Genomic DNA, 24,045 nt, shown 5'->3' on the forward strand with positions numbered 1-24,045 from the left:
TTAAAATAGGCATTATTCTTTTTATATCTTAATCATAATTTATATTTTTAAAATCACGTAAATATAATATTTTTGTTAGAATAAGAATTGAAACAAAAATATTATATTTACGGTATGCTCAACATATGAATAAAAGTTAAAAGCTAAGAACAGATTAAACCTGAACAGATATTGAAATAAATGGTTTGATAAATATTACTGTCTAAATTAGATAATAGTTATAAACTAAAATATATCAGTAAAAAACGAGAATATTATAGTTGTTTATCCCAATTTTAAAGTTTTTAAATTTAACTTAATACTTGTCCAGATTCATGATTGGCCGAGAATAATTAGAAACTAGAAAAATGATGTTTATATATAAATAAACTATAAGATATCTACTTGTAACTTTATTTCTGTAAGTATCAACAATTCTTAACCTAAGACTCTGCTTGTTATCCTGAGCCAGGTTTTCATAATTTTCCATTATTTTCGAATTAGTCTTAATTCTCTGATTTATACAACATTATAACTCAACTCATTCTTGTACAATTCTATGAAACTATGGTAGAGTGAGGAGTTGTTCTGAATTTATTCTAAGTTCATGCCTAAACTAAAAACTCGCAAAGCTGCGGCTAAGCGTTTTCGTCCAACTGGAAGTGGTAAAAAGATTTTTCGTCGCAAAGCTTTTAAAAATCACCTATTACAACATAAAAGTTCGGAGCGCAAGTATCGTCGCCTATCCCAACTGTCTTTAGTCAGCGAACAGGATGAACCAAATGTACGTCTGATGCTCCCTTATATTTAGGGAAAGATGTAAGAATATAATCACTGAAACCTAACTCACACGACAAACGTTTAAAAAATCAAGTAGAGAGTTATTTATGACAAGGGTAAAACGGGGCAATGTTGCTCGCAAGCGCCGTAAGAAAATTCTCAAATTAGCCAAAGGGTTTAGAGGATCTCACTCTAATCTATTCCGTATTGCAAATCAACAGGTAATGAAGGCTTTGCGGAATGCTTACCGTGATCGCCGGAAACGGAAACGGGACTTTCGGCGTCTGTGGATCACTCGGATTAATGCTGCGGCACGGATGCACGGGGTAAGTTATAGTCAACTTACTGGACAACTAAAAAAAGCCAATATTGAACTTAACCGTAAGATGTTAGCACAATTAGCAATCACAGATCCCCAAGCGTTTGAAAAAGTAGTTGAAATGGCCAAAACAGCTAAATGATTACAGTCGAGTCAACAGCGGAGAATTCAGTTAATTGAGAAAACTTCGCTGCAATTCATCAGTCAATCAATAAGGTCAGACATTAGAAGTAAAACTTTTATTGGACAATAACAAAGGTGGTATGTAGGATAACTATGAGTAAACCCCAAAAATTATTGTCCTTGATCATGACCCCACAGGTTCTCAAACAGTGCATAATTGTTTGCTGCTGATGCATCCTGATATCGATACCCTGCGGTTGGGTTTAACAGATAAAGTTCCCCTTTTCTTTGTTCTCACCAATACGAAAGCATTAACTCCAGAAGATGCTGCTACTCTTACAAAAAAAGTTTGTCACAATAATTAGCTGTTGAAGCAGAAGAAGTTGAAGATTTCCTAGTGGTTAGTAGATTTAATTCGACACTACGGGGACATTATCCCATCGAAATCGATGTCATTACCCAGAAATTAGGTGGATTTGATGCTCATTTTCTGGTTACTGCTTTTTTTGAAGGGGAAAGAGTAACCCGTGATAGTATTCATTATCTACACATGAACGGCGTCTCTATCCCTGTTCATGTGTAGATAATTTGCAAAAGATTATGTTTTTGGCTATCACCACAGTTATCTTCCTGACTATCCTCCATTCTTAACCTGACAGTATTTCCACGTTAACTCTGCTTCGTCGATGCCTTGTTCCGTAGAATGGGCTTTATCTAGATTTATTTTCCCACCAATAGTTCATTCTTACCCCCAATGCCCAAGCACGACGTACCACAGAGGACAAACGGCTATCACTTCGTCCAACAACATCCTCTATAGCAGAGATACGAATATCAGTGCAATTAACTTTAACTCCTCGAACTTTATGGAACACTTCTCTTAATAATTCCTGTTTACGAAGAAATTCACCGGTAGATACCTAAATTGAAAGGGGGTGGGGGGTTTAAGAGTCAAGTTAGAAATTATTAAGGTAAGTTAGAGTGACCCTTTACCCTTGAGACGACATTCTCGTTTTAATCAGCACACAGTTTCTACAATGTCAAGCATATCAAGCTCCATTTCCTCTGGCAAGCCAATCATAAAATAGAGCTTAATTTGATCCCATCCTTGCTCAACAGCAGTTTTGATACCCCTAAGTAGTTTTTCCTTCGTCGGTTCACCCTTTATTAATCACATCCCGCAGCCTTTGGTTTCCTGGCTTGAAGGCAAAGGTAACCCTGAATAATGAAATTCCTACAATGATCTCGACGATATTTTTGTCAAAACAATCAACCCGTTGACTAGGTAAGGACAAGGAAATATTTTTCTCTTTAAGACGGGTTTTTATTTTTAATCCTACTTATTGGAGAGAAAGGTAGTCGGAACAGCTTAACGAAAGTAGGGAAAATTCGTTATGGACTGTCTGACGAATCCCTTCTTCAAGGCTATTAATGATTTGTTCAGGTTCTACACTCGTGCTGGACGGGTCAACATTACTAGTTTGCAGAAACGACAGCCACGGGTGCATCCTCGACATACTTACTAATATTAGGCGGCGATTATGTATGGTTTCTATGAAGGGGATTAACCCAATTGAGTAAGCAGGAAGAGAGGTCTCTACTCTTCGTATAATTTTTATAGGGACTTCGGGACGGTTAGAAACGACTGAACTATCTTCAGCAGGGAGATCATAGAAACGAGGGACGTAAACTCCTGGAATTTGGGCTAAATATTAAGAGTAAGTCTTCTTTACTCAAGTTGTTAGTTTTGCCCTCTTCGATCACTAAGCCAATTTCTGGAAGTAATTCTTCCCCATCTCCTAAAGCGATAAAATCGAAAAAGTTGGTAAAAGGTTTTGGGTTAGAGGTTACAGTTTATCCTCCTGCAAAAACCAAAAGATAACCTCCCTGGTTGCGTTCTTGCCAGATTAGAGGAATTTGAGCTAAATTAAGCATTTCTAGAACATTAGTTACCCCTAGCTCATAGCTGAGGTTAAAGCCCAAGACATCAAACTCAGTGAGGGAACGACGAGATTCCAGGGTAAATAGAGGAGTTTTGGTGTCTCGTAGTCTAGTGGCTAAATCTGGAGCGGGGAGGTAAGCGCGGTCGCATAGTTGTCTGGGTTGAACCTTTAGGATATTGTAGAGGATAATATGACCTCAACTAGAAGCTCCAAGTTTTCAAATTTCTAGATAGGTAAGAACCCAATACAGATCCTTCTTATTCCAAGGTTTATGCTTAGGTATCAATTCATTGCCTAAGTAACGGGCAGGTTTGTTGATCTCAAGGGTAATCAGTTTTTCTGTTGCAACTGTCATAATAAAACCTCCGGAACTTAGACTTCAGGATAAAACCCTGTAGCTTTTCTAAATGTATACCGGAAGTTTTGGGAGATGAGATACAAGTTTAGGCGGCTATAGTGTTGGGCATTAACAATTCAAACTGACGACGATTCTCAAAAATTTCTAGGGCTTTATCTAACTGGGTTAGCTCAAAGACTATACGCACCGAGGGTTCTAAAGAACATACACTGAACCGCTTGCCCAAACTTTCAGCTAAAGAATAGACATACACTAATGCCATTAATCCTGCACTGTCAAGAAACCCCACACTGTGCATATCGATCAAAAAGGTAGAATGCTTGGAAGAAATTATCGCTTGAGTTAGTTCCTGTTGAAAACTAGCTGCATTGGCAGCTGTAATGTAGCCACTGGGCTCAAGGATAGCTAGTTCGTGATCAATAAAATTACTCCTCATCATTGCCATGTATCCTCTGTTTAAAGCAGTTTCCGTGATTAATGTGTACTCAAATTATAACCAGTTATCTTGGAAAAATAGTTAATCGAAATCAGCTAAGTAGCTGTAACTTAACTTTAGAGAGTTAGCTAACATCAATGTCTAGTGTTATGGTTTGGTTATTCCTGGTTAAGGAGAAAATTAGTTTCCTTGACATTGGAAATTTTAACCAAATTCTAGTTAGCTTTAGTTACTTTTCAGTAGACATAGATTTTTCGAATTGTTTTGAGTCAAACTCCCGATTTGGAATCTTAAACTAGTACACAGTTAAAATTCTATAGACAAAAAGTTAAGAATTCTACTAAGGTTAGTTAAATCTGAACCACTTAGACTAGTCGATGACCTCAGTATAAGTCCGAAACAACGAGCTATTTATGATATACCTGCTCTGTATCTTGCGCCTTGTTCGTCATTATCAAGAGATGACAACTCGATAAATTTTACATTGCCTTAACCTAATTTCTAATAAAATTCAAATTTTCATTGAGAAATGAACAAAAACGAAAATTAAGGTTATATAAAGTTGTACAAACCTCTTCATTGTTAATTTAGACTTCATAATGTGATGACAATGGTAACTAAAATCTATAGGGAAACTGTTGATAACGGCAAATATTGCTGTGGATACCATAGCTATTCGTTTTCTTGACTGGTATCGCGATCATTTTAATATATAATTTGGACTACAAAACAACTTATAATTCTTGATATTATTTAAGGAAATAGACTTGTGTTAGTCGATACATACCACACTAGATTCAGTCAACTTTTACTCGATACGTTAACGGAGATTGCTTTGACTACTATTGCTTGTCCAACCATACAAAGCCTTATCCTAGTGGGTTAGTCAGAGAAATCTTAGAGTCAACCATAAAAATTACTGTTGTTAGTTCTTAAGCAGCGATCAAATCTCTCAAAGAATTTGTCCATCAACCAAAAGTATACTTGTCAAAGATGGAGAAACTATAAACTTAGAAAAAAGTCATTCCTTAGCATTAGTAAATTCACTTAGTTTTACTGGGTTTTATACCATTCAAATTTATGATTGCCAAACTCAAACTCTATAAATTTTAAACCTACTAATGCAATAAATATTATAAAATTAAATTTTAATAATAAATAAAAAATGCTTGAACTTAATTAATGAATATTTTACTAAAGATACAGGGATATTTTAAAAAAAATTACTAATAAGAATATAGCAATCTTATTCATTAGAATACTAATAATTTTCTTACCTTTTGAGAAAAGCAATTTTATTGATTACCAACTGTTTTTGTATCTGATTTTTTTTATTAATAATTTATAATTTAAATTATTAAGTATTGTTTCTCTTTATTGTTCCCTCGTGTCATTAATTTTATCTTAAATATTAATATTTATATTAATATTTAAGATATTTTGTATCTGAATTTTTTTGTTAGCTATTCTTTTATTTTTGAAAAAGCTTAATTATTATATAAATATCTTTTCATATTTATGAAATTTAATCTAATGAATATTAGTTTTAAGACATGCAGGTTTTTTGTAAAAAATTATTAATCGTTGTTTTTATATATTTAACTGGTAGTTAACCTACAATAAATATAAGCTTTTGGTGGTATATTCTTTTATTAATTTGGACTATCTGTATTTTGTTTTAAAAATATTGATTTAAACGATACAAATTAAATATTTTTTAAATAAAATCTATTTATCGCTGTCTGCTTAAAAAATAAAATATTTATGTAATAAAAGCTAGGATAAAATAATAGTAGTACTCGTAAATAATGTTCTAAATTATTAAATGATATCTAGCGTATTAGAAACTTTTAAAAAGAATATAGTATCAAGATGATTACCAATACATTTTTTAAAAACCTTAGGTAAATATGCCAGACTATAAAAAAAATTTAATCTATAATTAGAAGCAATAAGATAAGTACAATACTCTTTATATTCATCTTGATAGTAATGTTAAATAAGTGGGACTAACTCAGCTATTAATTAGTGTCTTAACTTAAAAAAGTAAGTTGGCTCCAAGCTAAGCTTTGACTTCTACTAAATCTACATAGAGATATTAAAAAATCTTCTTTTTTATAACTAACTTCAATCATATACTTGCTATTAAGTTGATGGACTTAATAACATTAGCAATTATACAGTTTTCTTATTAAGACTAAGTTTAATGTTTTCTTTAATCAAATCCAGAATAGTCTTAAGTAATTTTTATAAAAAATTCTAGTAGACTTAAATATTTAATTTTTTAAAAAATTAACAGTATTTATTTATAAAAAAATATATAAGTTAAAGTCTTTTTATTTATACTAAATATGCTACGTAAAACTCACATTTGAAGAGAATGTAATAGAGAACAGATCTTAACTTTCCACTTGTTTGTATAAAAAACAATAATTTCACTTTCCTTGTCTTAAAAAGCAAGAATTATCCCTAGCTCTTGAAAATACCTAAAAATAGTCATATCCTTTCAAATAAAACTAGATAAGTTTTGTCTTTCATTAACTGAAACTTGTCCTATGTCTAAAAATCTGATGTATTTTATTCTATATAATATTTAGTATCCTTCTGCTATTTGAGTTAAAAATAAAAGTAGCACTTCTCCTAATTTAGAGACTTATACTAAATAGTTTACATTTAAGGATAATATTGGTAAGTAAATAATATATCTTGAATATATACATATATTTTTGTTAAATATTGAGGAGTTCAAATCTTTAATATCCGATATTTTTTTAGGTTTCTGTTTTGACTGTTTTCTGTTTTTTGTTCAATAGTTTATAACTGATAAGTTTACTAACTTTATTTAAGTATAATTATTTTTATCTTTTATAATAAACGAAAATAAAATAATCATTAATCATGATATTTATAAAAGTCTTGATACCATGCAACAAATTGTTGAAGACCTTGGGTAATTTTAGTCATTGGTCTGAACCCGATATCGTTGACTAATTCGTCTATATCAGCATAAGTCGATACAACATCTCCAGGTTGCATAGGTAAGAAGTTTTTTACGGCTTTCATATTTAAGGCTGTTTCAATTGCCTCAATAAATTCTTTTAATTCTACTGGGTTATTATTTCCAAGATTATAAATTTTATATGGTGGTTGATTAATAGTATTTAAGGGAGACTTAGGGATAATCCTTACCATAGCTTCAATAACATCATCAATGTAGGTAAAATCACGTTTCATCCTACCATAATTATAAACGTCAATAGGTTTTTTTTCTGTGATCTCTCGAACAAATTTAAAATATGCCATATCCGGTCTTCCCCAAGGACCATACACAGTAAAAAAGCGCAATCCAGTAATAGGAATTTGATATAAATGACTGTAGGTATAAGCCATTAATTCATTCGCTTTTTTAGTAGCTGCATAAAGAGAAACTGGTCTATCTACATTATCAGTAACAGAAAAAGGAACCTTTTTGTTAGAACCATAAACTGAACTAGAAGAAGCAAAAACTAAGTGATTAATATAGTTGTGACGACAGCCTTCTAAAAGATTAGCAAATCCTACTAAGTTACTATCAATATAAGCTTCAGGGTTTTCCAGGGAATAACGAACTCCAGCCTGGGCAGCTAGATGAATAACATATTCAAAAGAATATTCTTGAAATAGATCTATAACCAAAGATCGATGGCTAACATCTAAACAGTTAAATTCAAAATTATTTTGGCATAATAATTGCTCTAGACGAGCCTGCTTAAGGGTAACATCATAATAGTTATTGAGATTGTCAATTCCATATATTTGGTATCCTTCTACTAATAATCGTTGTGCTAAATGATATCCAATAAAGCCAGCTACGCCTGTAATTAAAATTTTCATTTTTATTTATTAAAGGTTTTAATTAAAAATTAAATCATCAATGAATCATGGATTTTATTAAGTTTTTATTTAAGGACCGGAGCATAAATTGATGTTATCCGACTATAGTTTGTCTTTTCTGTATATTGGGTTTTAGACTTTATTTTAACTGTATAATACATTCCATCGTACTCAACTAGATATTTCTATAACCACTCTATTTTAACGGCTAAATCGCTTGAATTGTTAGGATCAAAAAGAAGTGCAGTAGGACTGTGCTCAACTAATCTGATAATCGATTCAGTATTAGAGGCAATAACAAGAGTCTCTGTAAAAAAGTCTTAATTACTACTTAACTGAAGATTTTATGCAATTTTAAGGAAAACACTAGAAACATAGCTTTTCTCATTAATTAATAAACTTTTGACGTTGATCGATAGCCTAGCCGTCCTAACTTCATAAAATTTTTGAGTAGCCTCTATTGCTTAGTCAAATAAAAAAGACTACTCAAAAATTTTCAGGGAAATTGGGTAATTAAACTGTTCTTAGGTTCTTAAAAGGACATTGAGTTCTCTTCTTGCAAAAAATCGACAAAAAAAGAGTATAATCACTTTTATCCTCTTCCATGGCCTAATTTTTATCAATCAAATACACTTAACCACAATTTTTTCTTCAGTCCACTCTGCTTTTATAAATTTCTGTTGTGCAAACTGGTTAATAGAAATAAATTGATTTGTCTGATTAAGATCAGTATATTCAGGTTTAGTCCAGTAGCAACATTAGTTTCACTAGTAGCATCTTTGTCTTGTCGGTAACAAATAGAAGTAATTACAGGCTAGGGAGACAACTTTCTTAAATAATCTTCACATACTTGTCCATCATGAAAAAATAGTATACCGGGGCATAGTGGCCAATGCTTTCGTAGAGTTTAGATACGGGAAACCCTTTCATCTAAAGCAACATATTAGACTAATGTTAAAATTCAAGGGAAAATTCTGGATGTGGACGAGTTCTATAGGCATTTATTTGAGTTTTATTCGCACCGTCTAGTATCCTCCCCAAAACAGTTTTGATTTAGATATTTTAAAGTAAACAGACACAAAAATGAGCCCATATTCCACAAATATTCCCACTAAAATCATAGAAAATAAGAATAATACTAATTATTTGATAACTAACAAAATATTTGCAGGTTAGTTATAATTTTTTCAGTCTTCTACTTTTGAGGGTTTTAGCAAATCTCTTTTATTAAATCTGTTAAATAGTCCTTTTTTGCTATATTTTAATATAGTACTATTTCAATAGTATCTGAGGATTTTAAATTGATTTTTCTATCTTTGTACTTAGACTTTTTCAATATATTTTTTTCTCCAATAAGCTTCTTTCAGGGAAGTACTATCCATATTCATCTATATTCTGGTCTTAATTTTAATTAATGGGCTAATTCATCAAGTTAATTATAGGTTTTTAAAAAGGTTTTTTACTTTTTACTTCAAATTCTAATTACTGAAATTTTTAACCTCTTCTTCTCCTATCCTAATCTATTATCTTTTTGATTAATTTTATACTACAACTAATTTTTTTTGTACAATAAGCACACTATTTTTTATAGTCCATAATTGTGAAACTGTTCAAAGTAAATATTATCTTCTTGATTCCATAGAAGGTTTACTTTTTAGATATACCCAACTTAGTTTACTTAAACTAAGTTGGGTATATTATTAGGTTTTATTAGGCTTTACAGACATCGTTTTCACCTAGATTATTTCCCTACTATCACAAGTAGATTGTCACGACCGTATTTAGGGTTGTTTCTACAATGACTGTTCAAACTATAAAGCTAGGCAGAAAGTGTTTACGTGTTGATGTCAACGTTGATTTAATTAAGGTTAAGACTTTTGATTACTTTAATCCTTTGTCTAAACAAAGGATTTCTGAGAGATGGACATTTTAACTAGCTTAATAATCTCAGCGGGATGTTGAGCTACTTTTATCTTAGCTTTTTCAAAACTATCTATAATGGACTCTTCGGGTGAATTTTGTATCACTGACGAAGAGAGTTGAGCAGCTACAATTGTTTGAGCATCCCGAAAATTATGTTCTATGGGAGTATCAAGCCCAGTAATATAAGCAATCACAGGTTTTTCGACAGCTGAGGCAATGTATTCAGCCGCACAGAATTCAGCATGGCTATTACCTCTTCCTAAAAGAACAATTACTTCAGTGGTACTGTCCTCTTCGAGTATCTGTAACCAATGCTCAAAATTTGAGCCAATAATGAAATCTTTGCCTAAACTAACAACGAGAGACTGGCCTAACTTAGCTCGGGTTAATTCCCTAGCTACTTCATCGACTAGGCGATCACAACGACTAACAATCCCCACAGAGCCCGGACTATAAAAGGCATGCTCACATATACCCAACCAAAACTGATTAGGAACAAGTAACCCCTGACTGCCTGAACCCAAGATAAAAGTCTGGTTAACTTGTGCTTTATGGAGAAGGTCAACCATATCTAGAGGAGGAACCCCCCCGGATACAATCACCAGTTGTCTAATTCCTGAAGCCATTGCTTCTAAAGCTGCATCCAAGACTTTATAGGGGGGTGTAAAAATAACACTAATATCGATATTTTTGAACTCACTGACAGCTTGTTCTACTAAGTTAAAGACTGGAATTCCATCTATTTTTGGACTGTCATCGTTTATACTAATTCCAGCTACAATATTCATTCCAAAAGCTTTCATTTGTTTTCCGTAGATGGTACCCAGAGGAGTTGTAATTCCCTGGATAATAACTTTACTATTAGCTTGCCATTTCATAAATCAATATAGTCGTCGTGTAATTGAATTGCAATTTTAGTCAGATTAAATTAGAAAATAACCTAATGTTTGATTGAGTTTTACCTAGACTGGGGTGAGGGAGACCTATTTTTTTAAGCTTTAGCTAGTGAAACCGTTGTAGTGATCGCTTGTCCTAAATCCTCAGTTAAATTAATGTCTAATCCAAAAAGACTTTCTTTAATTGAGTCAAGATCATCCCCGAGCAAACGAACCACTAAAGATGGTAGTTTCGTAACTCGGGACAGACGATTTTGGGATTGACTATCCTGTTGATGCTCAAAAAAACTAGTTCTGGTGGCTCTTGGGAAAAGGTCTTCACGGAAGTCCGTCTCGCGTTTCAGATAAGGTTGAAAATAATCAGCGATCCCTTTTGCAATTGCTCCGGAAGTCTCAAGACTACCCAAAATATTAATTAACAGAACTTTTATATGAGTCGATTTAATGGCTTGTTCTAAGGCGGTAGTTAACTGATCGATAAGAGATATTAATCCTTCCTGTTCGCTGAGCATCCAACCAGAGGCGGGATTAACTTGTTTATGAACTAACAGCTCCCAACTAGTAAGGGTTAATCCCCAGCCATTACTAATGATACCGATATTACCCTCTCCTGAGGTGGCTTTAATCACGGAAACTTTAGGGAGAGTTAAAGGTTTAGGGATAACAGGTTCGAATATCATTGACGAAGTTTCTGGTTTAGAAGATGTGAGTAATTCTACTAGATCTCGATGGCGAGACAAAGCTGCATCATTAACCGCAATTTTCCCATCGAGGGCCATAACTTCTCCAGTTGGACTCACTGCCAAAGGGTTTATTTCAATCAAATCTAAATCCTTCTCCCGAAAAATCTGGTACATTTTTTCAAAAATGGAACTCACAGTCTGGATTAGTTCCCCTTTGAGTCCCATTTTTACGGCTAAACGGCGGGCATAAAAGGGCGAAAAGTCGCTATCGACTACCACTTTTTCCATATGTTTGAGGAGAGTTTCTACATCGATTCCTCCTTTGGGTGAACCAAGTAAAACTGGACGCTGAAGTTTATAATCAAGCAGAACCGAAAGAAAAAATTCAGATTTGGTATCGTAGCGAGCTTCTGCAAGAATAACTTCTGGATATTCTCCTAAAATTGCCAGACTAAAAATGGCTTGGGCAGCTACGATTGCATCGATCGTATTTTCCACAAAACGAATGCCCCCGGCTTGTCCACGACCTCCAGAACGGACTTGTGACTTTAACACGACAGGATAAGGAATATGAAGGTGTTTAATTTCACTAAGATTAACGATAGGTTGGGAGGGTAAAATAGGAATACCCACCTGATGAAAAAGTTTTTTAGCTTGATATTCAAGTAAATACATAACACTTTTAATCTTATAAGTATAGTTTTTAGAAAAATAGGAGAATATGCCAATTAGTGTTCTACATTCTCTGAAATGGAATTTATCATAAAATTATCAAGAAAAAAGTAGAAAACAAGACTATACCAAGTAATTCATAAAAATTTTAGAACTTGAAGATATTACATCAAAATAAATACTCTTCTAATAAGATAGAAAAAAGTCGAATGCTTCCCATCAACATGCTTGATTAACGGACCTGTTTGAGATTCTCTACTTTGTTTTCTAAAGAGTTCAGTTATTAGACTCATTACCGCGCGATTCTCTCGAACTTTAATATTTACAATAACGGATATTCCTGATTGCAAAGGAATTTCACGATCGTGAACTTTTAAAAATTGTTGATCTAATTTAATTTTACTGGGAAAGTGATAACAGCGATTAATTATCCCAGGATTAGTTTCCCTTCCAAAACTAAATAAACTTTTACCCACAATGCCAGCAATTCAGAGATCTCATTGAGGAACTTGCTGATGGAAGTAGCGAAGGTGGAGGTGATTACGGTATTAAATCCAGCTAAAACATAACGGGAGTATTTATATTGTCATTGCCAACGTGAATGCAATTCCATACTTTGATCTTTAAACAATTTTAATTACTGACATCATCTCAACTTAATAGGATTGAGTCGAGGTATTACGCTCAGCTTTTGTCCGTAGTTGACGGTGGATAGTTTGGGAAAATTCAAGTCACTACCACAAAAATCGGGATAATAGCCAAAGCCACTAAGATCAGCAGAGGACAATAGAAGACCATAGCCACAATGATGATAAAGAAAACTCAATCAAGTATCACAGTTAAAGGTGTTCCAGTGAGAATTTTTTGGATCTTTTCGAGTTCATTGATTCGAGTGGCAATTTCTTCTACAGGTCGTTTTTCAACATAGCGTCATGGTAAACATAACAAGTAATCGATAATTTCTGAGCCTGAATTCATGTCAATACGACCAATCATATCGATAAACAGATAGGTCCGCATAATAGTTAATATAACTTCAAAAATAGCAATAATAAGCGAAAAGCTTTTAATATATGCATATTAATTGTGGACAATTATCTTATCAAAAATCACCCAAATCATTAAGGTATTAGCTAAACTGAACAATGGGACAAAAAAAGAAACAATTAAGATTCCAATTAACACCTAACGGTATTGAATTAAGGATGGGATAAACCAATTTAAGTCAAACCGCTTTTGGGAAGTATCTTTAGTAGGTTGTAATAGGAAAACTTCTCTTTCTTCTCCCTGAGTTTACAGGAAATTTTGTGGGTTAATTCTAATTATTTCTAGCTCATAAACGGCGATCATAAAATTATGATTGCTAACTTCATAAAACTTCATAAAGTACAGCAAGACTTTCTTGCCGAAGGACTAGGGCAGAAGTTTCCAGTTGGATAAACGATTTGCCTAAAATGGTAATCAGTTGGGTATGGAGTCCTATTACTTCAACAATTACTCCATATAAAGGGAATGATAAACTTCCTGTGCGTTGCAATTGATCAACTAAGATTCGACAAATCAGATTCGGACGACGACGGAAGGGCATACCGAAATACTAAGTCAGCATTTTGAAACAAGTAATTCCTAGGTCTAGACGGGTATTACATCGCATTAACGGATAGGTTTTACCCCTTGTTCCTACAAGTTCGGCATCAGCATAGAAAATTTATGATTCCAAGTCAATGGTGTCGGGCAAACCTACTTCTATTCGCTATTGGTTATCTCTAAATCATGATTTCATTGTTTCAACCTTTGATAGTTGTTGCTATTGAACAGGTAATTCGATTAAACAAGCGGGTTGGTTTCCTGTCCTTGTTAAAGGGGAGATTTCTCCCATTTTGAGGGACACAACTACTAACGGGGTAGTTGACAATTTTTCTCCATCTACTCACTAACCATAAAATTTTAGGATTTTGTAGAAAAATCAATACCTCGGAGGCTAAATTTCCTGCTGATAAATAGTAAATCTGGGTATCACTCAGGACCTATATAGCTAACTCTTTGAAGTTTCTTGAACTTTGAGCATGTTGTTCTAGTCGAATGTTAAGTTGCTCAAACAGTTCAGGAAAAGTGCCTTGCTCTCTAAAAATTTCGGAAAGACTGGATATTTCTCTATGAGAGTTTAAAATTCTCGTTGTTATAAAGTTATGGGAATATATTCGGTGGAGACGATCACCTTTTTACATGGAATTCTTCACATTAGACTAACCCAACTTATTATAGACTCCGATTCAAGTCATTTTTAATGTTAGGGGCAAATGAAGTGAGGAATACTAAGAATCTTACCTAAAATTTTAAAAGCCTCGAAAAGCAACCCACAAAAAGAAGAGTAATTCTACGCTACTGCAAGGTGTGGTACTTTAACTTATAATAAGTCTTAGCCATATTACTTCCAACTAATTGTATCAGTCTATATTATAGCTAATAGCTATTGTAAACCTGCTTGAATGTTGGTATACCATTATAATTTAATGAGCTTTTTTAAAAAAACTATGTATCCTGTATTTAAGTGAAGACACATTAAACAGCCTATCAAAACATCCTCAAAATGTTAGGTTAATGGTGTAGAAGTCCAGCGCTGTAAGCTTACGCGACTCGCCAGAACGGATAACAAAGCGTATCCAACTAATATAGTCGATTCAACCGGTTTGAGGTTTTACAAAAATTATGAAGTTTACAAAACTGCTATGTCAATTGAGTAGTTACCTAATATCACTTTTACTCGGTATGCTTCTGTGCTTTGGTGGCTTCCACTTTCTTTCGTCTCAAGCTGAACCTTTTTTGGAATCATCCCTAGATAATCAGGAAAATACTTCGGCTCCCTTAAATTTAGCTAAAGTTCTCGTTGCTGGAGATCGTGATAGCTTTGTCTCCACAGCTGTAGCCCGCACTGGTTCTGCAGTGGTTCGCATTGATACGGAAACAGTTGTCACTCGAAGCATTGATCCAGTTTTTAACGATCCTTTCTTTCGTGAATTTTTTGGAGAACAATTTCGCTCTCCTCTTCCTCAAGAACAAAAAATTACGGGACAAGGTTCGGGGTTTATTATTGACGGAAATGGGATAATTTTAACCAATGCTCATGTAGTAAACAAGGCTGATAAAGTCACTGTTACTCTTAAAGATGGGCGGACTTTTAATGGACAAGTTCGAGGAACCGATGAAGTCACTGACTTAGCGGTGGTGAAAATATCTACCCAAGAAGATAAATTGCCAGTTGCTCCTTTAGGAAACTCAGCTAATCTTAAAGTAGGAGATTGGGCGATTGCCGTAGGGAATCCAGTCGGGTTGGATAATACTGTTACCTTGGGTATTATTAGTACCATCGGTCGTTCAGCCGCTAAAGCGGGAATTCCCGATAAGCGTCTCGATTTCATTCAAACTGATGCGGCAATTAACCCAGGTAATTCTGGAGGTCCTCTCTTAAATTCCCAAGGGGAAGTAATTGGCATTAATACCGCTATTCGTGCTGACGCAATGGGAATCGGTTTTGCTATTCCCATCAATAAGGCCAAAGCTTTACAAAATATTTTAGTCAGTGGACAAAAAGTTCCTCACCCCTACATTGGGGTACAGATGATTAATCTTACTCCTGAATTAGCTCGGGAAAATAACAAAAATTCTAACTCACCCATTCTTATTCCTGAAGTTGAAGGAATTTTGGTAGTACAAGTTGTTCCTAATACTCCTGCTGCTAGAGCCGGAATCCGTCGAGGTGACGTCATTGTAGGAGTTAATGGAAAACTGGTGACTGATGGTAGTGAATTACAGTCCATTGTAGAAGATTCTGGTCTCAATGCTCCTTTAAAGCTTCAACTTTACCGTGGCGATCACATTATTTATTTAACGGTAAAAACTGCCCAACTACAAGGAACACCCTAAATAACCACGGCGGCTAGGCCCGCTATGATAGTTAATTTGCCACACCTTGACAATTGATTCAAGAGGTTATGTTAGGAAATCATGAATCGCCTGCAAGTCAAAAACTATTTCGAAATCTGACGAGGAAAAACTATAACTTTAAACTGAGATGGTGTATCAATTTTAAAATCATGGTTTAAAGATAGGAACTATAATTTGCGTAGCGATTACATAAATAAGTATTAATCGATAATAGACCATTAACGTTATTGTTTTAATCTTAAACCGTTATCTGTATTCATCAAAATATCGACATGGTGTTCACAGGGATTCAACTTATTCTATAGTCTATTATAGACAATAAACTTAGGCATAATTGCGGAACGGATTAAATAACGATTATGACTTCCACTCTTTTTATTAAACCCATGTCCATTAGAGTATTTAACTCTAATAGTGTATCCGTGATAACATCAGCTGGGATTCATGCGTTGTTGTTAGGTCTGCTGCTTCCTAACTTAACTGACTTAAACCCATTACAAAAGTCGGACCATCATAATCAACGTGATGTTGAAATAATCGAATTAACCTCTGCTGAAATAACACGTTTACCAGATCAGTTGCCATTGTTGGATATACATAACTTTCCTAAGAGTTTCCCCACCGATATACCCGTCTTAGACTCTTTTTCCTTAAGCCCTTCCGCCGCGCCCAACACTTTTAATGCTTTACCCGCGTTACCAGCTTTACCCGCACCTCCTGCTTTACCCGCGTTACCAGCTCTTCCGTCCCTAAATTCTGCTCGTCCTTCTTTTCCTAGACCACTTCCTAAACCACAACGATCACTACCAACTTCTTCTCTTCCAAATCTTCCTTCAAGACTGTCTCTCTCCCCTCAGCCTACTTCTAAGCTGGACAACTCCCAATCTTCAACTTCTAGATTTCCACCTATTTCTAAAAAACCAGATTTTGGTCTGTCGAAAGCTCCAGTTACCATTGATCAATTAATTAATCAAGATAGAGGTGATCTTGACCACACACCTACTTTACAAAAACCTATTTTTCGTAATGTTACGCCCCCTAAAATAGCTTTCAATGCAGAGCAAGCCCGAAAAGATAGACTGATCAATAATTTATTACGTGAGACAATTGAAGGAGCAGACAATCTTCGTTATAACAAGAATAATACAACTAATGAAGATGCAAGACGCAATGATGTCCAGTGGATGGCGAAGATAGGCAGTTCTGTTACTAAAAAAGAGAATTGGCAAGCTTTAAGAGGAGATTATCCCAAAGCAGCTTGTTTAAGACATTTAGAGGGGACAGCCATTTATGGTATCACTGTTAACCCTGAGGGTAATGTAGCTAAAAATCCTTATCTCATTAAAAGTTCAGGTTATGGACTCTTGAACCAACAAGCTTTTAATCAAATTAAGTCTACTAATTTTAGTACAGACGGTCAACTTCAACACTACCGAGTTAGGATATCTTTTAGTCTTGATCCAAAAATTTGTCCTGCTGTTACCCAAAGTCCACAGAACCAACCAGACGAATCTACAACCCCAGAGACTCCAGTTGAATCAGCAAAACCGACTTCTGATAGCAAGCTCGAGCCAACAATTCGAGAAATGTCAATCCCAGAGACTCCAGTTGAATCAGCAAAACCGACTTCTGATAGCAAGCTCGAGCCGACAATTCGAGAAATGTCAACCCCAGAGACTCCAGTTAAGTCAGCAAAACCGACTTCTGATAGCAAGCTCGAGCCGACTACTATTCCAACCTTTAGCCAAAATACTCCCCCTCTCCCTCCTAGTATTAAAAAATAGGTAACTCCAGTCAATTCAGAAAACTTTCAGCTGAACCTGTCCAATGATGTTTAGATAACCTATTACGAATTTTGAAAGTTATTTAGCAATTATCGTCCAAAACCTCTAGGAGAGAAACCCTTGACAAGGATATTAAATTTCAAGTACTATAATGGGTGGATGTTATATTAGGGGCTATAACTCAGTTGGTAGAGTGTCACAATGGCATTGTGAAAGTCAGCGGTTCGAGTCCGCTTAGCTCCATCTAGAAATAAGAGAGAAATTCAAGATGAAGATGGATATATGCTTCGTCGTTCGTATTGGTAATTTGTTATTACTAATTCTTTAAGGTTTTTTAGACCAGAGGATCATGCCGCTTTAGCTTGGGTTTGTTCTTGGAGAAATTTGATAATTGACGCTTTTTCTAAAAATCCTAATACAATGCCATTTTTTTGAATAACAGTTAGTTACTGACAAGGGTTATTTTCTAAAATCTTTACTACTTCTAACAAAGATTTATCCGCTTCTATCATGGTTAGACCATCATTGATGGGCTGCATTATTTCTGAAATTTTTGACTGAGTCCATTGGGAAGTAGAAATTTTATTCAGAGCGTCTAGTTCAAGAATTCCTGATAGTTTGCCTTCTGTATTAGTGATTAAAAATTTCTTCCACTTCCTCTTGCCAATCACATAATCATTAACAAATTGTCTCAGGTTAAAACTATCAGGAACTACGGGACTACAAGGAATCACTACATCTTGGCTGTATAAACACTTAAAGTTTCTTGAAACCTAGCATATTTACCAAAAAATACTGCATTTTGTAATAAAAAAAACCAATTAATAATGTCCAGCAATTTCTAATAGGACTAATTCCTGAAATTGCTAAAGCACTGATAGCAACAGCTGACCAACCGAAAACTTGTCCAACACGACTAGCAAAAATAATCCCTTTATTTGAGTTTCCAGTGATTTTCCAAACTAATTCTTTAAGAATATTGCCACCATCTAAAGGGTATACCAGGAATTAAGTTAAATAATCCTAGAATTAAGTTAATTGAAGTAAGTAGTGAAATAATCGATGTAATTGGTGCACTAAAAGAAAAGTTAATTTGAATTAGGTTTAGTTTAGCAAAGATTGCTAAACTAACAATAGGTCCCGCAATCGCTACTAAGAATGCTCCCAAGGGTGTCTCAGATTCTTTTTCTAAATTAGCTAATTCCACAAATAAAAATAAGGTAATGGACTTAACATTAATCCCTTGGGAAAGTGCAACAAAACTGTGCCCCAATTCATGAAAGACCACAGAAGAAAACAGTAACATTGTAGCAAAAAAAAACAAAATCCAAGGTACAATCTCTACTAATTGGGGAAATAATGTTAACTGTCTCCCCTCCCATAACTGACGGCAACTAACCCCAGAACTAGAAACCAAGAAGGATTCACATAAAAAGAAATTCCGAATAAATTGCCAACCCTTATATTATTCATGGGTCGAACCTTCTATTTAATTTGTGAAATTTGTTTTAAGGACTTCACTCTTGTCTAATCCCATTGTAACGAGATGTAAAATTAATAAACCTTAAAAATAACAGTGAAACCTGTCTTACTAAGTTCGTTTATCTACAGCAATTATGAATTATGCCTTATGAATTCACGGCTAACCATAGTCTAATCGATACAATGACGGTCTGTTCTTTACAGACAAAAAGATACCACCTATACATAGATTAAAATAACTATGACAACTCTAACTCGACGAGATTTTCTAGGAATTGCTGATCTTAATGCTACCGAACTTAAGAATGTTCTAGAATTAGCAGCACATCTTAAAAGTGGGAGACGGTCACCTATTTCTCAAAAGGTCTTAGGACTTTTATTTTATAAAGTTTCGACCCGCACCCGTGTTTCCTTTAGCGTGGCGATGTATCAGTTAGGAGGACAAGTGATAGATCTTAATCCTAGTCTTACTCAAGTGGGGAGAGGAGAACCCATTGCCGATACTGCTAGAGTTCTAGATCGCTATTTAGATATTTTAGCCGTTCGTACATATAAACAAGAAGACTTAGAAACCTTTGCCAATTATGCGGAAATTCCTATTATTAATGCCTTAACTGACTTGGAACATCCCTGTCAAACTTTAGCCGATTTGTTGACAATTCAAGAGAATTTAAACACTCTATCCGGCATTAAGGTTACTTATCTTGGGGATGGCAATAATGTTGCCCATTCTCTAATTTTGGGAGGAGCATTAATGGGGATGAAAGTTCATATTGCCACTCCTGATGGCTACCAACCAAATAGTCAGATTGTTGAAAAGGCTAAAGAATTAGCAGTAGACGGATTTGAGGTTATCATAACCAATGACCCTATTGAAGCTGCTAAAAACTCTCAAGTACTTTATACTGATGTTTGGACAAGTATGGGACAAGAAGATTTAGCAGCTTCAAGAATTCCCTTATTTGAACCCTATCAGGTTAATGAAACTTTACTGCATTATGCTGATAAAGAAGTCATTGTTTTACACTGTTTACCCGCTCATCGTGGAAAAGAAATTACTAATTCAGTTATTGAAGGGAAACATTCCCGGGTATGGGAGCAAGCAGAAAATAGAATGCATGTCCAAAAAGCATTAATAGTAAGTTTACTAGGAATTAATAGTTAATGGGGGTAAACCTTGCGTCAATATTTAAATAAATTAGTTAAAGGCAAAATTTCAGAAATCATTGAACAATCTAGAAATGGGCTGGAAGTGAGAACTTTATCTGAAGTGGGATACTTACAAGGCTAAAAAAACAGATTAATCGAAGAATTTCAAGAAGCTGCCTAAGCTAATTCTAACAATATTTCGCAGGAGTTAGGAGATTTATTTGAAGTTATCGATAATATTCGAATTACTTATGACATTACTTGTGAGAAGGTAATTAATAAACAGCAAAAATAAAAACAAGAACGCGGCAGCTGTAATCAATTTCTTCAGTTAATTTAGACTAAAACTTAACTCCAGGAATAGTATGAGTATGATGTCAATAAGTGTTTTACCAAAAATTACCACAGAAGAAAACTTATTAAAAATTGCTAGTATATATATACTCAATCACAAATATTTCACCATAAACAGTCTTACTCACTCAATATGATGCCGAAATCTTCAAACAAGTTTTTAAAGCAACGAGTAATTTCGGGTTATTGAGGTTGAATGTTCCTTAACAATAAGACGGCGAGAGGTATTTAAACAGCGAGGGGTATTTAAACTTAACCTATCGTCACTTTCAGATTTGAGTGTCTTAGAATACTAAGACATTAGCTTTCTTGCAAACTCAACATCAGGATGTTGTCTCAAAGTTGATATTGAATCTTAATGTTATTTTCATATCAATCTATCTAGCCTTAATGGCTATTGCAGAAATTTTAGTATAAATAAAATTTACATAATTGTATCGCAAGGAAACCCCTTAATCTAAACTATCCCAGTGAAAGAGGATATTGCTTAACGGGAAAAGTTTTTTGTATAACAGAATGGAACATCTTTGATGAGTTTATCATCTTTACAATCTTATCCACCGCAGAAAATTTTTATGGGATGGTCTCTTTGACGGGGTAAAGCTTTAGTATTTCCATGGAATTAGCCGTGATGGGAGTCCTTAAGACACTAAGTGCAACCCTAACAGACTGGTTTTACTTAGTGATCGTCTAGTCTTTTTATATCTTCTGGAAACCGTTCAAAAAAATGGACTAGAATGTCTTCTAAGACAGATTGTCATTTGAGAAAACACTAAAGTAGGTTTATATATCCTTAAACAAGTCTATCAAAGAAAACTTTTCTTTTTTTCTTCCTAAGTCTTAGATTTTTTAGCAGAAGATGTAACTTGTTGTACGAAGACAATCTTAGAATATTTGTCATTTGATCGAATTCTCCATGAAAAATGGTTACGGTTGCAGGGATAGGCGATTAATTTGACTCCCAAATACACTCAGACCGTGGCAACAGCCTCTAGTGGGGAAGCAAATTTCTTATACCATCTAGTCCAGCGTGTCTATTGAGAAGTGTTAATGTTTACAGTATTAGGACAAATTATTTAAACTAAAGAAAACCATTTAGTCAGTTACGTTCCCGATAATTTTGAAAATACAACTGAGAATTGTAGCACCGCAGATGTAGTTTAGTGGTGGAATATCACCTTTTCAATCTGAATGTCATGGGGTCGAGTTTCACCACCTGCTTTTTTGTTTTTTGGGAATAACAAAATAATACTACTGCTTATTTATTCTGAAAATGTGCCCAAAACAACAGAAATGCCGGGAGATATGTTACAGCAGGTTAAACTAACTATTAAGATTTACTGCCAAGGAGAAAAATCTTAAACTTCTTGAAAAGAAACGGTTCCAATAAATTTTAATTATGACTCAAATTTTACTGTTTCCCGTTGCCAGGTCCGAGGTTTCTTCTTCTGAAGGAGGGTAGAGAATAAGTAAGTAATTCCAAATAATTCTTAAAAAGTCAATCACTTTATAATTTTGTATTTAGGTAATTAGACTATAGTTTATATTACTTTGATAGATACTTTTTATTTTTTATCAAAACTTTTTTCATTTATCTTAGCTTTATAATTTTTATTTTTGAGTATTATTTAGAAATTTTATAACTTTTTGTTTGAACCTATTACTTTTTTATTATATTTAGTTATGAACTATAAGGTTTCAAAAAACACTATATTTATTTTTTTTAAAATTGTAGTTTATACCGAATTAAACTACTTGTGTAAAGTTATTTTTTATAAATAAAATCACCGCATCTATTCCTTTCTCTCTGTCATAGTTTTTGGTTTGATTTTAATTTTTATTTATTTTTTTTGCTATTTTATTTTTTATAAACATATATATAAAATCGAATTTTTACTTTTTTCTCTTTTTTAAAAAATCGAAGAATTGTTAGCTCTTATTAAGTGCTTGAATCCTTCTAGGAAAGCTATTTAAAATATTCTATATTTTTCTTTATAAGTTTTTTTTCCTTTTCACTTTTTGGAAAATTTTACAATCACTATTTTCCTTCAGTAATAAATTCATAAATTGTTTTTATCATTGTAATTTTTGAGATATTCACCAACATAATATACAATTTTTTTAGTTTTTTCATCTTGTACCTGAACATAATGCCTTTATCTCTTATTTAGGAGGAGATTTTTAGATTGAAAGTAGACTTTGACAGGTCTTAAATTTTGTAATTATGTTAGCTGAATTTCTAGGTAGGTTTTCAGTCAGCTATTGTTTTTAATTTAAGAAATTTACTATTTGATTTGAGTTAAACTGGACCTCTTATAACAAAAACAATAAAAAGAGGGCAAAAGCCCCCGCTAAAAATGTTAGTAAGCCAAGGTTTCTAGAGTTTCTCGGAGATAACAACGCACTTGTTGCTCGAAAGGAGAGAAATCATGATCTTTAGTCTGGCGAGACTGCCACTGTTTAAAACCAGAACAATCAGCAATTGCCTGTTTTAAATGCTCCCAAATTTCATGATTTTGCTCAGATTTACGATTACGGGAGATAGTTGAGCTCAACATAAGAATTTCATCAAATGACTAACATTATCTTTCTTTAAGCAAAACTCAGGCAATTCGAGAGATTCTGATAACTTTGAGACAAATTTTTTAAAATTATGGAGTTTTTGGATAAATTTCTTCAAAAGAGGATGAAAATTAAACCTTGATCGGGAGAATTTTTTGCACGCAAAGTCCACAAACAGTAAAGTCTTGGAGGATTTTTTCGGTTGCGTAAGGCTCAGTGCTTAGCCATTGTTGTTGAGGAGTCAGGATAATCCCAACAACTGCAATGGGGATTTGAACAAACAAATTACTCAATAAAAACCCGATCGCTGCGATAAACAATCCTAGTATTCGCCATTGAGGTAGTGTAGTGACCGTCACTGCGCCTAGGGGGGCGAGTAGATAAAGTTCCCATAAAACACCTAACATGGCAAACGCCACGATTATCGTCAAAATTCGGATCTTTCGAGTTTTTAATGACCCTAAAATTTTACGTTGTTCAACGGTTAAACTATCAGGATGAAGGGAAAGCAGTAATACACTAAAAAGATCGAAGGGTCGAGTCAACTGCATCAAAAGAGTTGGAACCACCCCAAACACTCCAACGATAAAGAGTTCTAGCCAACACAGGGGTAAGGGGTCCCCTATTGCTAGTCCTAACAAAACTAATTGTAAGCTTAAAGGAACAATAGCAATTCCGGCTAGATGAAGCCATAAAAAAGGTTCCACACGGAAGTTATTCATAACACCAAAAGAACATAATTCAGAATAAAGAACATAATTCAGAATAAAGAACATAATTCAGA

12 protein-coding genes, 1 tRNA gene and 4 pseudogenes are annotated in these 24,045 nt (G+C 34.1%); 7 read left to right on the forward strand and 10 right to left on the reverse strand.

Annotation, left to right across the window (positions count from 1 at the left end; genetic code table 11):
- Window positions 1-586 precede the first annotated feature (586 nt).
- From rpmI to ETSB_RS01645, 3 genes and pseudogenes are all read left to right on the forward strand, one after another.
- A complete protein-coding gene (gene rpmI / locus ETSB_RS01635) occupies window positions 587-790 on the forward strand; it encodes a 50S ribosomal protein L35 (RefSeq protein ID WP_044105909.1) in 204 nt (67 codons plus the stop codon).
- 76 nt (window positions 791-866) lie between these two features.
- Window positions 867-1,220 (forward strand): 50S ribosomal protein L20, encoded by a 354-nt coding sequence (rplT, locus tag ETSB_RS01640; RefSeq protein ID WP_044105910.1) that lies wholly within the window; start codon window positions 867-869, stop codon window positions 1,218-1,220.
- Window positions 1,221-1,371: 151 nt separating this feature from the next.
- Window positions 1,372-1,839, forward strand: a pseudogene (locus ETSB_RS01645) (four-carbon acid sugar kinase family protein); the annotation flags it as partial.
- 2 nt (window positions 1,840-1,841) lie between these two features.
- On the opposite strand, the pseudogene ETSB_RS10190 reads toward ETSB_RS01645, so the two are convergent.
- From ETSB_RS10190 to ETSB_RS08780, 7 genes and pseudogenes are all read right to left on the reverse strand, one after another.
- A pseudogene (locus ETSB_RS10190) lies at window positions 1,842-3,499 on the reverse strand (radical SAM protein); the annotation flags it as partial.
- 88 nt (window positions 3,500-3,587) lie between these two features.
- Window positions 3,588-3,941, reverse strand: coding sequence for an STAS domain-containing protein (locus ETSB_RS01655; protein WP_044107546.1), 354 nt, complete (start codon window positions 3,939-3,941; stop codon window positions 3,588-3,590).
- A gap of 2,889 nt (window positions 3,942-6,830) precedes the next feature.
- On the reverse strand, window positions 6,831-7,811 hold the full coding sequence (locus tag ETSB_RS01660) for an NAD-dependent epimerase (RefSeq protein ID WP_044105911.1): 981 nt from the start codon (window positions 7,809-7,811) through the stop codon (window positions 6,831-6,833).
- A 1,898-nt stretch (window positions 7,812-9,709) separates the two neighbouring features.
- On the reverse strand, window positions 9,710-10,612 hold the full coding sequence (locus ETSB_RS01665) for a succinate--CoA ligase subunit alpha (protein ID WP_044105912.1): 903 nt from the start codon (window positions 10,610-10,612) through the stop codon (window positions 9,710-9,712).
- Between the two features lie 113 nt (window positions 10,613-10,725).
- Entirely contained in the window at window positions 10,726-11,988 is a 1,263-nt protein-coding gene (locus ETSB_RS01670; protein WP_044105913.1) for an ATP-grasp domain-containing protein, read from the reverse strand.
- A 229-nt stretch (window positions 11,989-12,217) separates the two neighbouring features.
- Window positions 12,218-12,404 (reverse strand): annotated as a pseudogene (locus ETSB_RS01675) (HlyD family efflux transporter periplasmic adaptor subunit); the annotation flags it as partial.
- Window positions 12,405-13,354: 950 nt separating this feature from the next.
- Window positions 13,355-13,573 carry a hypothetical protein gene (locus ETSB_RS08780; protein WP_052470605.1) on the reverse strand — a complete coding sequence of 73 codons (219 nt, stop codon included), beginning with the start codon at window positions 13,571-13,573 and terminating at the stop codon, window positions 13,355-13,357.
- A gap of 1,121 nt (window positions 13,574-14,694) precedes the next feature.
- Here ETSB_RS08780 and ETSB_RS01685 point away from each other — a divergent pair.
- The 3 genes from ETSB_RS01685 to ETSB_RS01695 all read left to right on the forward strand — a co-directional run bounded on the left by ETSB_RS01685 (window position 14,695) and on the right by ETSB_RS01695 (window position 17,957).
- Window positions 14,695-15,909, forward strand: coding sequence for an HhoA/HhoB/HtrA family serine endopeptidase (locus tag ETSB_RS01685; RefSeq protein WP_044105915.1), 1,215 nt, complete (start codon window positions 14,695-14,697; stop codon window positions 15,907-15,909).
- 380 nt (window positions 15,910-16,289) lie between these two features.
- Window positions 16,290-17,714, forward strand: a complete 1,425-nt coding sequence (locus ETSB_RS01690; RefSeq protein ID WP_052470606.1) for a TonB family protein — start codon at window positions 16,290-16,292, stop codon at window positions 17,712-17,714.
- 170 nt (window positions 17,715-17,884) lie between these two features.
- Window positions 17,885-17,957 (forward strand) — tRNA-Ala (locus ETSB_RS01695).
- 104 nt (window positions 17,958-18,061) lie between these two features.
- Here the strand turns inward: ETSB_RS01695 and ETSB_RS01700 are convergent.
- Window positions 18,062-19,187 (reverse strand): annotated as a pseudogene (locus tag ETSB_RS01700) (site-2 protease family protein).
- Between the two features lie 250 nt (window positions 19,188-19,437).
- Between ETSB_RS01700 and argF the strand changes: the two are divergent.
- Entirely contained in the window at window positions 19,438-20,361 is a 924-nt protein-coding gene (gene argF, locus ETSB_RS01705; RefSeq protein WP_044105916.1) for an ornithine carbamoyltransferase, read from the forward strand.
- A gap of 2,698 nt (window positions 20,362-23,059) precedes the next feature.
- On the opposite strand, the gene ETSB_RS01710 is transcribed toward argF, so the two are convergent.
- On the reverse strand, window positions 23,060-23,257 hold the full coding sequence (locus ETSB_RS01710; RefSeq protein ID WP_044105917.1) for a hypothetical protein: 198 nt from the start codon (window positions 23,255-23,257) through the stop codon (window positions 23,060-23,062).
- 135 nt (window positions 23,258-23,392) lie between these two features.
- Window positions 23,393-24,037, reverse strand: coding sequence for a low-complexity tail membrane protein (locus ETSB_RS01715; RefSeq protein WP_332403723.1), 645 nt, complete (start codon window positions 24,035-24,037; stop codon window positions 23,393-23,395).
- Window positions 24,038-24,045 lie beyond the last annotated feature (8 nt).

Source organism: cyanobacterium endosymbiont of Epithemia turgida isolate EtSB Lake Yunoko (assembly GCF_000829235.1).
In the GTDB taxonomy this organism is placed as follows: Bacteria; Cyanobacteriota; Cyanobacteriia; order Cyanobacteriales; family Microcystaceae; genus Rippkaea.

Bases quoted from the DNA above. Each gene is read 5' to 3' on its own strand.
- rplT (WP_044105910.1), top strand. From the start codon at position 867: ATGACAAGGGTAAAACGGGGCAATGTTGCTCGCAAGCGCCGTAAGAAA.
- ETSB_RS01710 (WP_044105917.1), bottom strand. From the start codon at position 23,257: ATGTTGAGCTCAACTATCTCCCGTAATCGTAAATCTGAGCAAAATCAT.
- ETSB_RS08780 (WP_052470605.1), bottom strand. From the start codon at position 13,573: ATGCCCTTCCGTCGTCGTCCGAATCTGATTTGTCGAATCTTAGTTGAT.
- ETSB_RS01655 (WP_044107546.1), bottom strand. From the start codon at position 3,941: ATGATGAGGAGTAATTTTATTGATCACGAACTAGCTATCCTTGAGCCC.
- ETSB_RS01665 (WP_044105912.1), bottom strand. From the start codon at position 10,612: ATGAAATGGCAAGCTAATAGTAAAGTTATTATCCAGGGAATTACAACT.
- ETSB_RS01685 (WP_044105915.1), top strand. From the start codon at position 14,695: ATGAAGTTTACAAAACTGCTATGTCAATTGAGTAGTTACCTAATATCA.
- argF (WP_044105916.1), top strand. From the start codon at position 19,438: ATGACAACTCTAACTCGACGAGATTTTCTAGGAATTGCTGATCTTAAT.
- rpmI (WP_044105909.1), top strand. From the start codon at position 587: ATGCCTAAACTAAAAACTCGCAAAGCTGCGGCTAAGCGTTTTCGTCCA.
- ETSB_RS01670 (WP_044105913.1), bottom strand. From the start codon at position 11,988: ATGTATTTACTTGAATATCAAGCTAAAAAACTTTTTCATCAGGTGGGT.
- ETSB_RS01715 (WP_332403723.1), bottom strand. From the start codon at position 24,037: ATGTTCTTTATTCTGAATTATGTTCTTTATTCTGAATTATGTTCTTTT.
- ETSB_RS01660 (WP_044105911.1), bottom strand. From the start codon at position 7,811: ATGAAAATTTTAATTACAGGCGTAGCTGGCTTTATTGGATATCATTTA.
- ETSB_RS01690 (WP_052470606.1), top strand. From the start codon at position 16,290: ATGACTTCCACTCTTTTTATTAAACCCATGTCCATTAGAGTATTTAAC.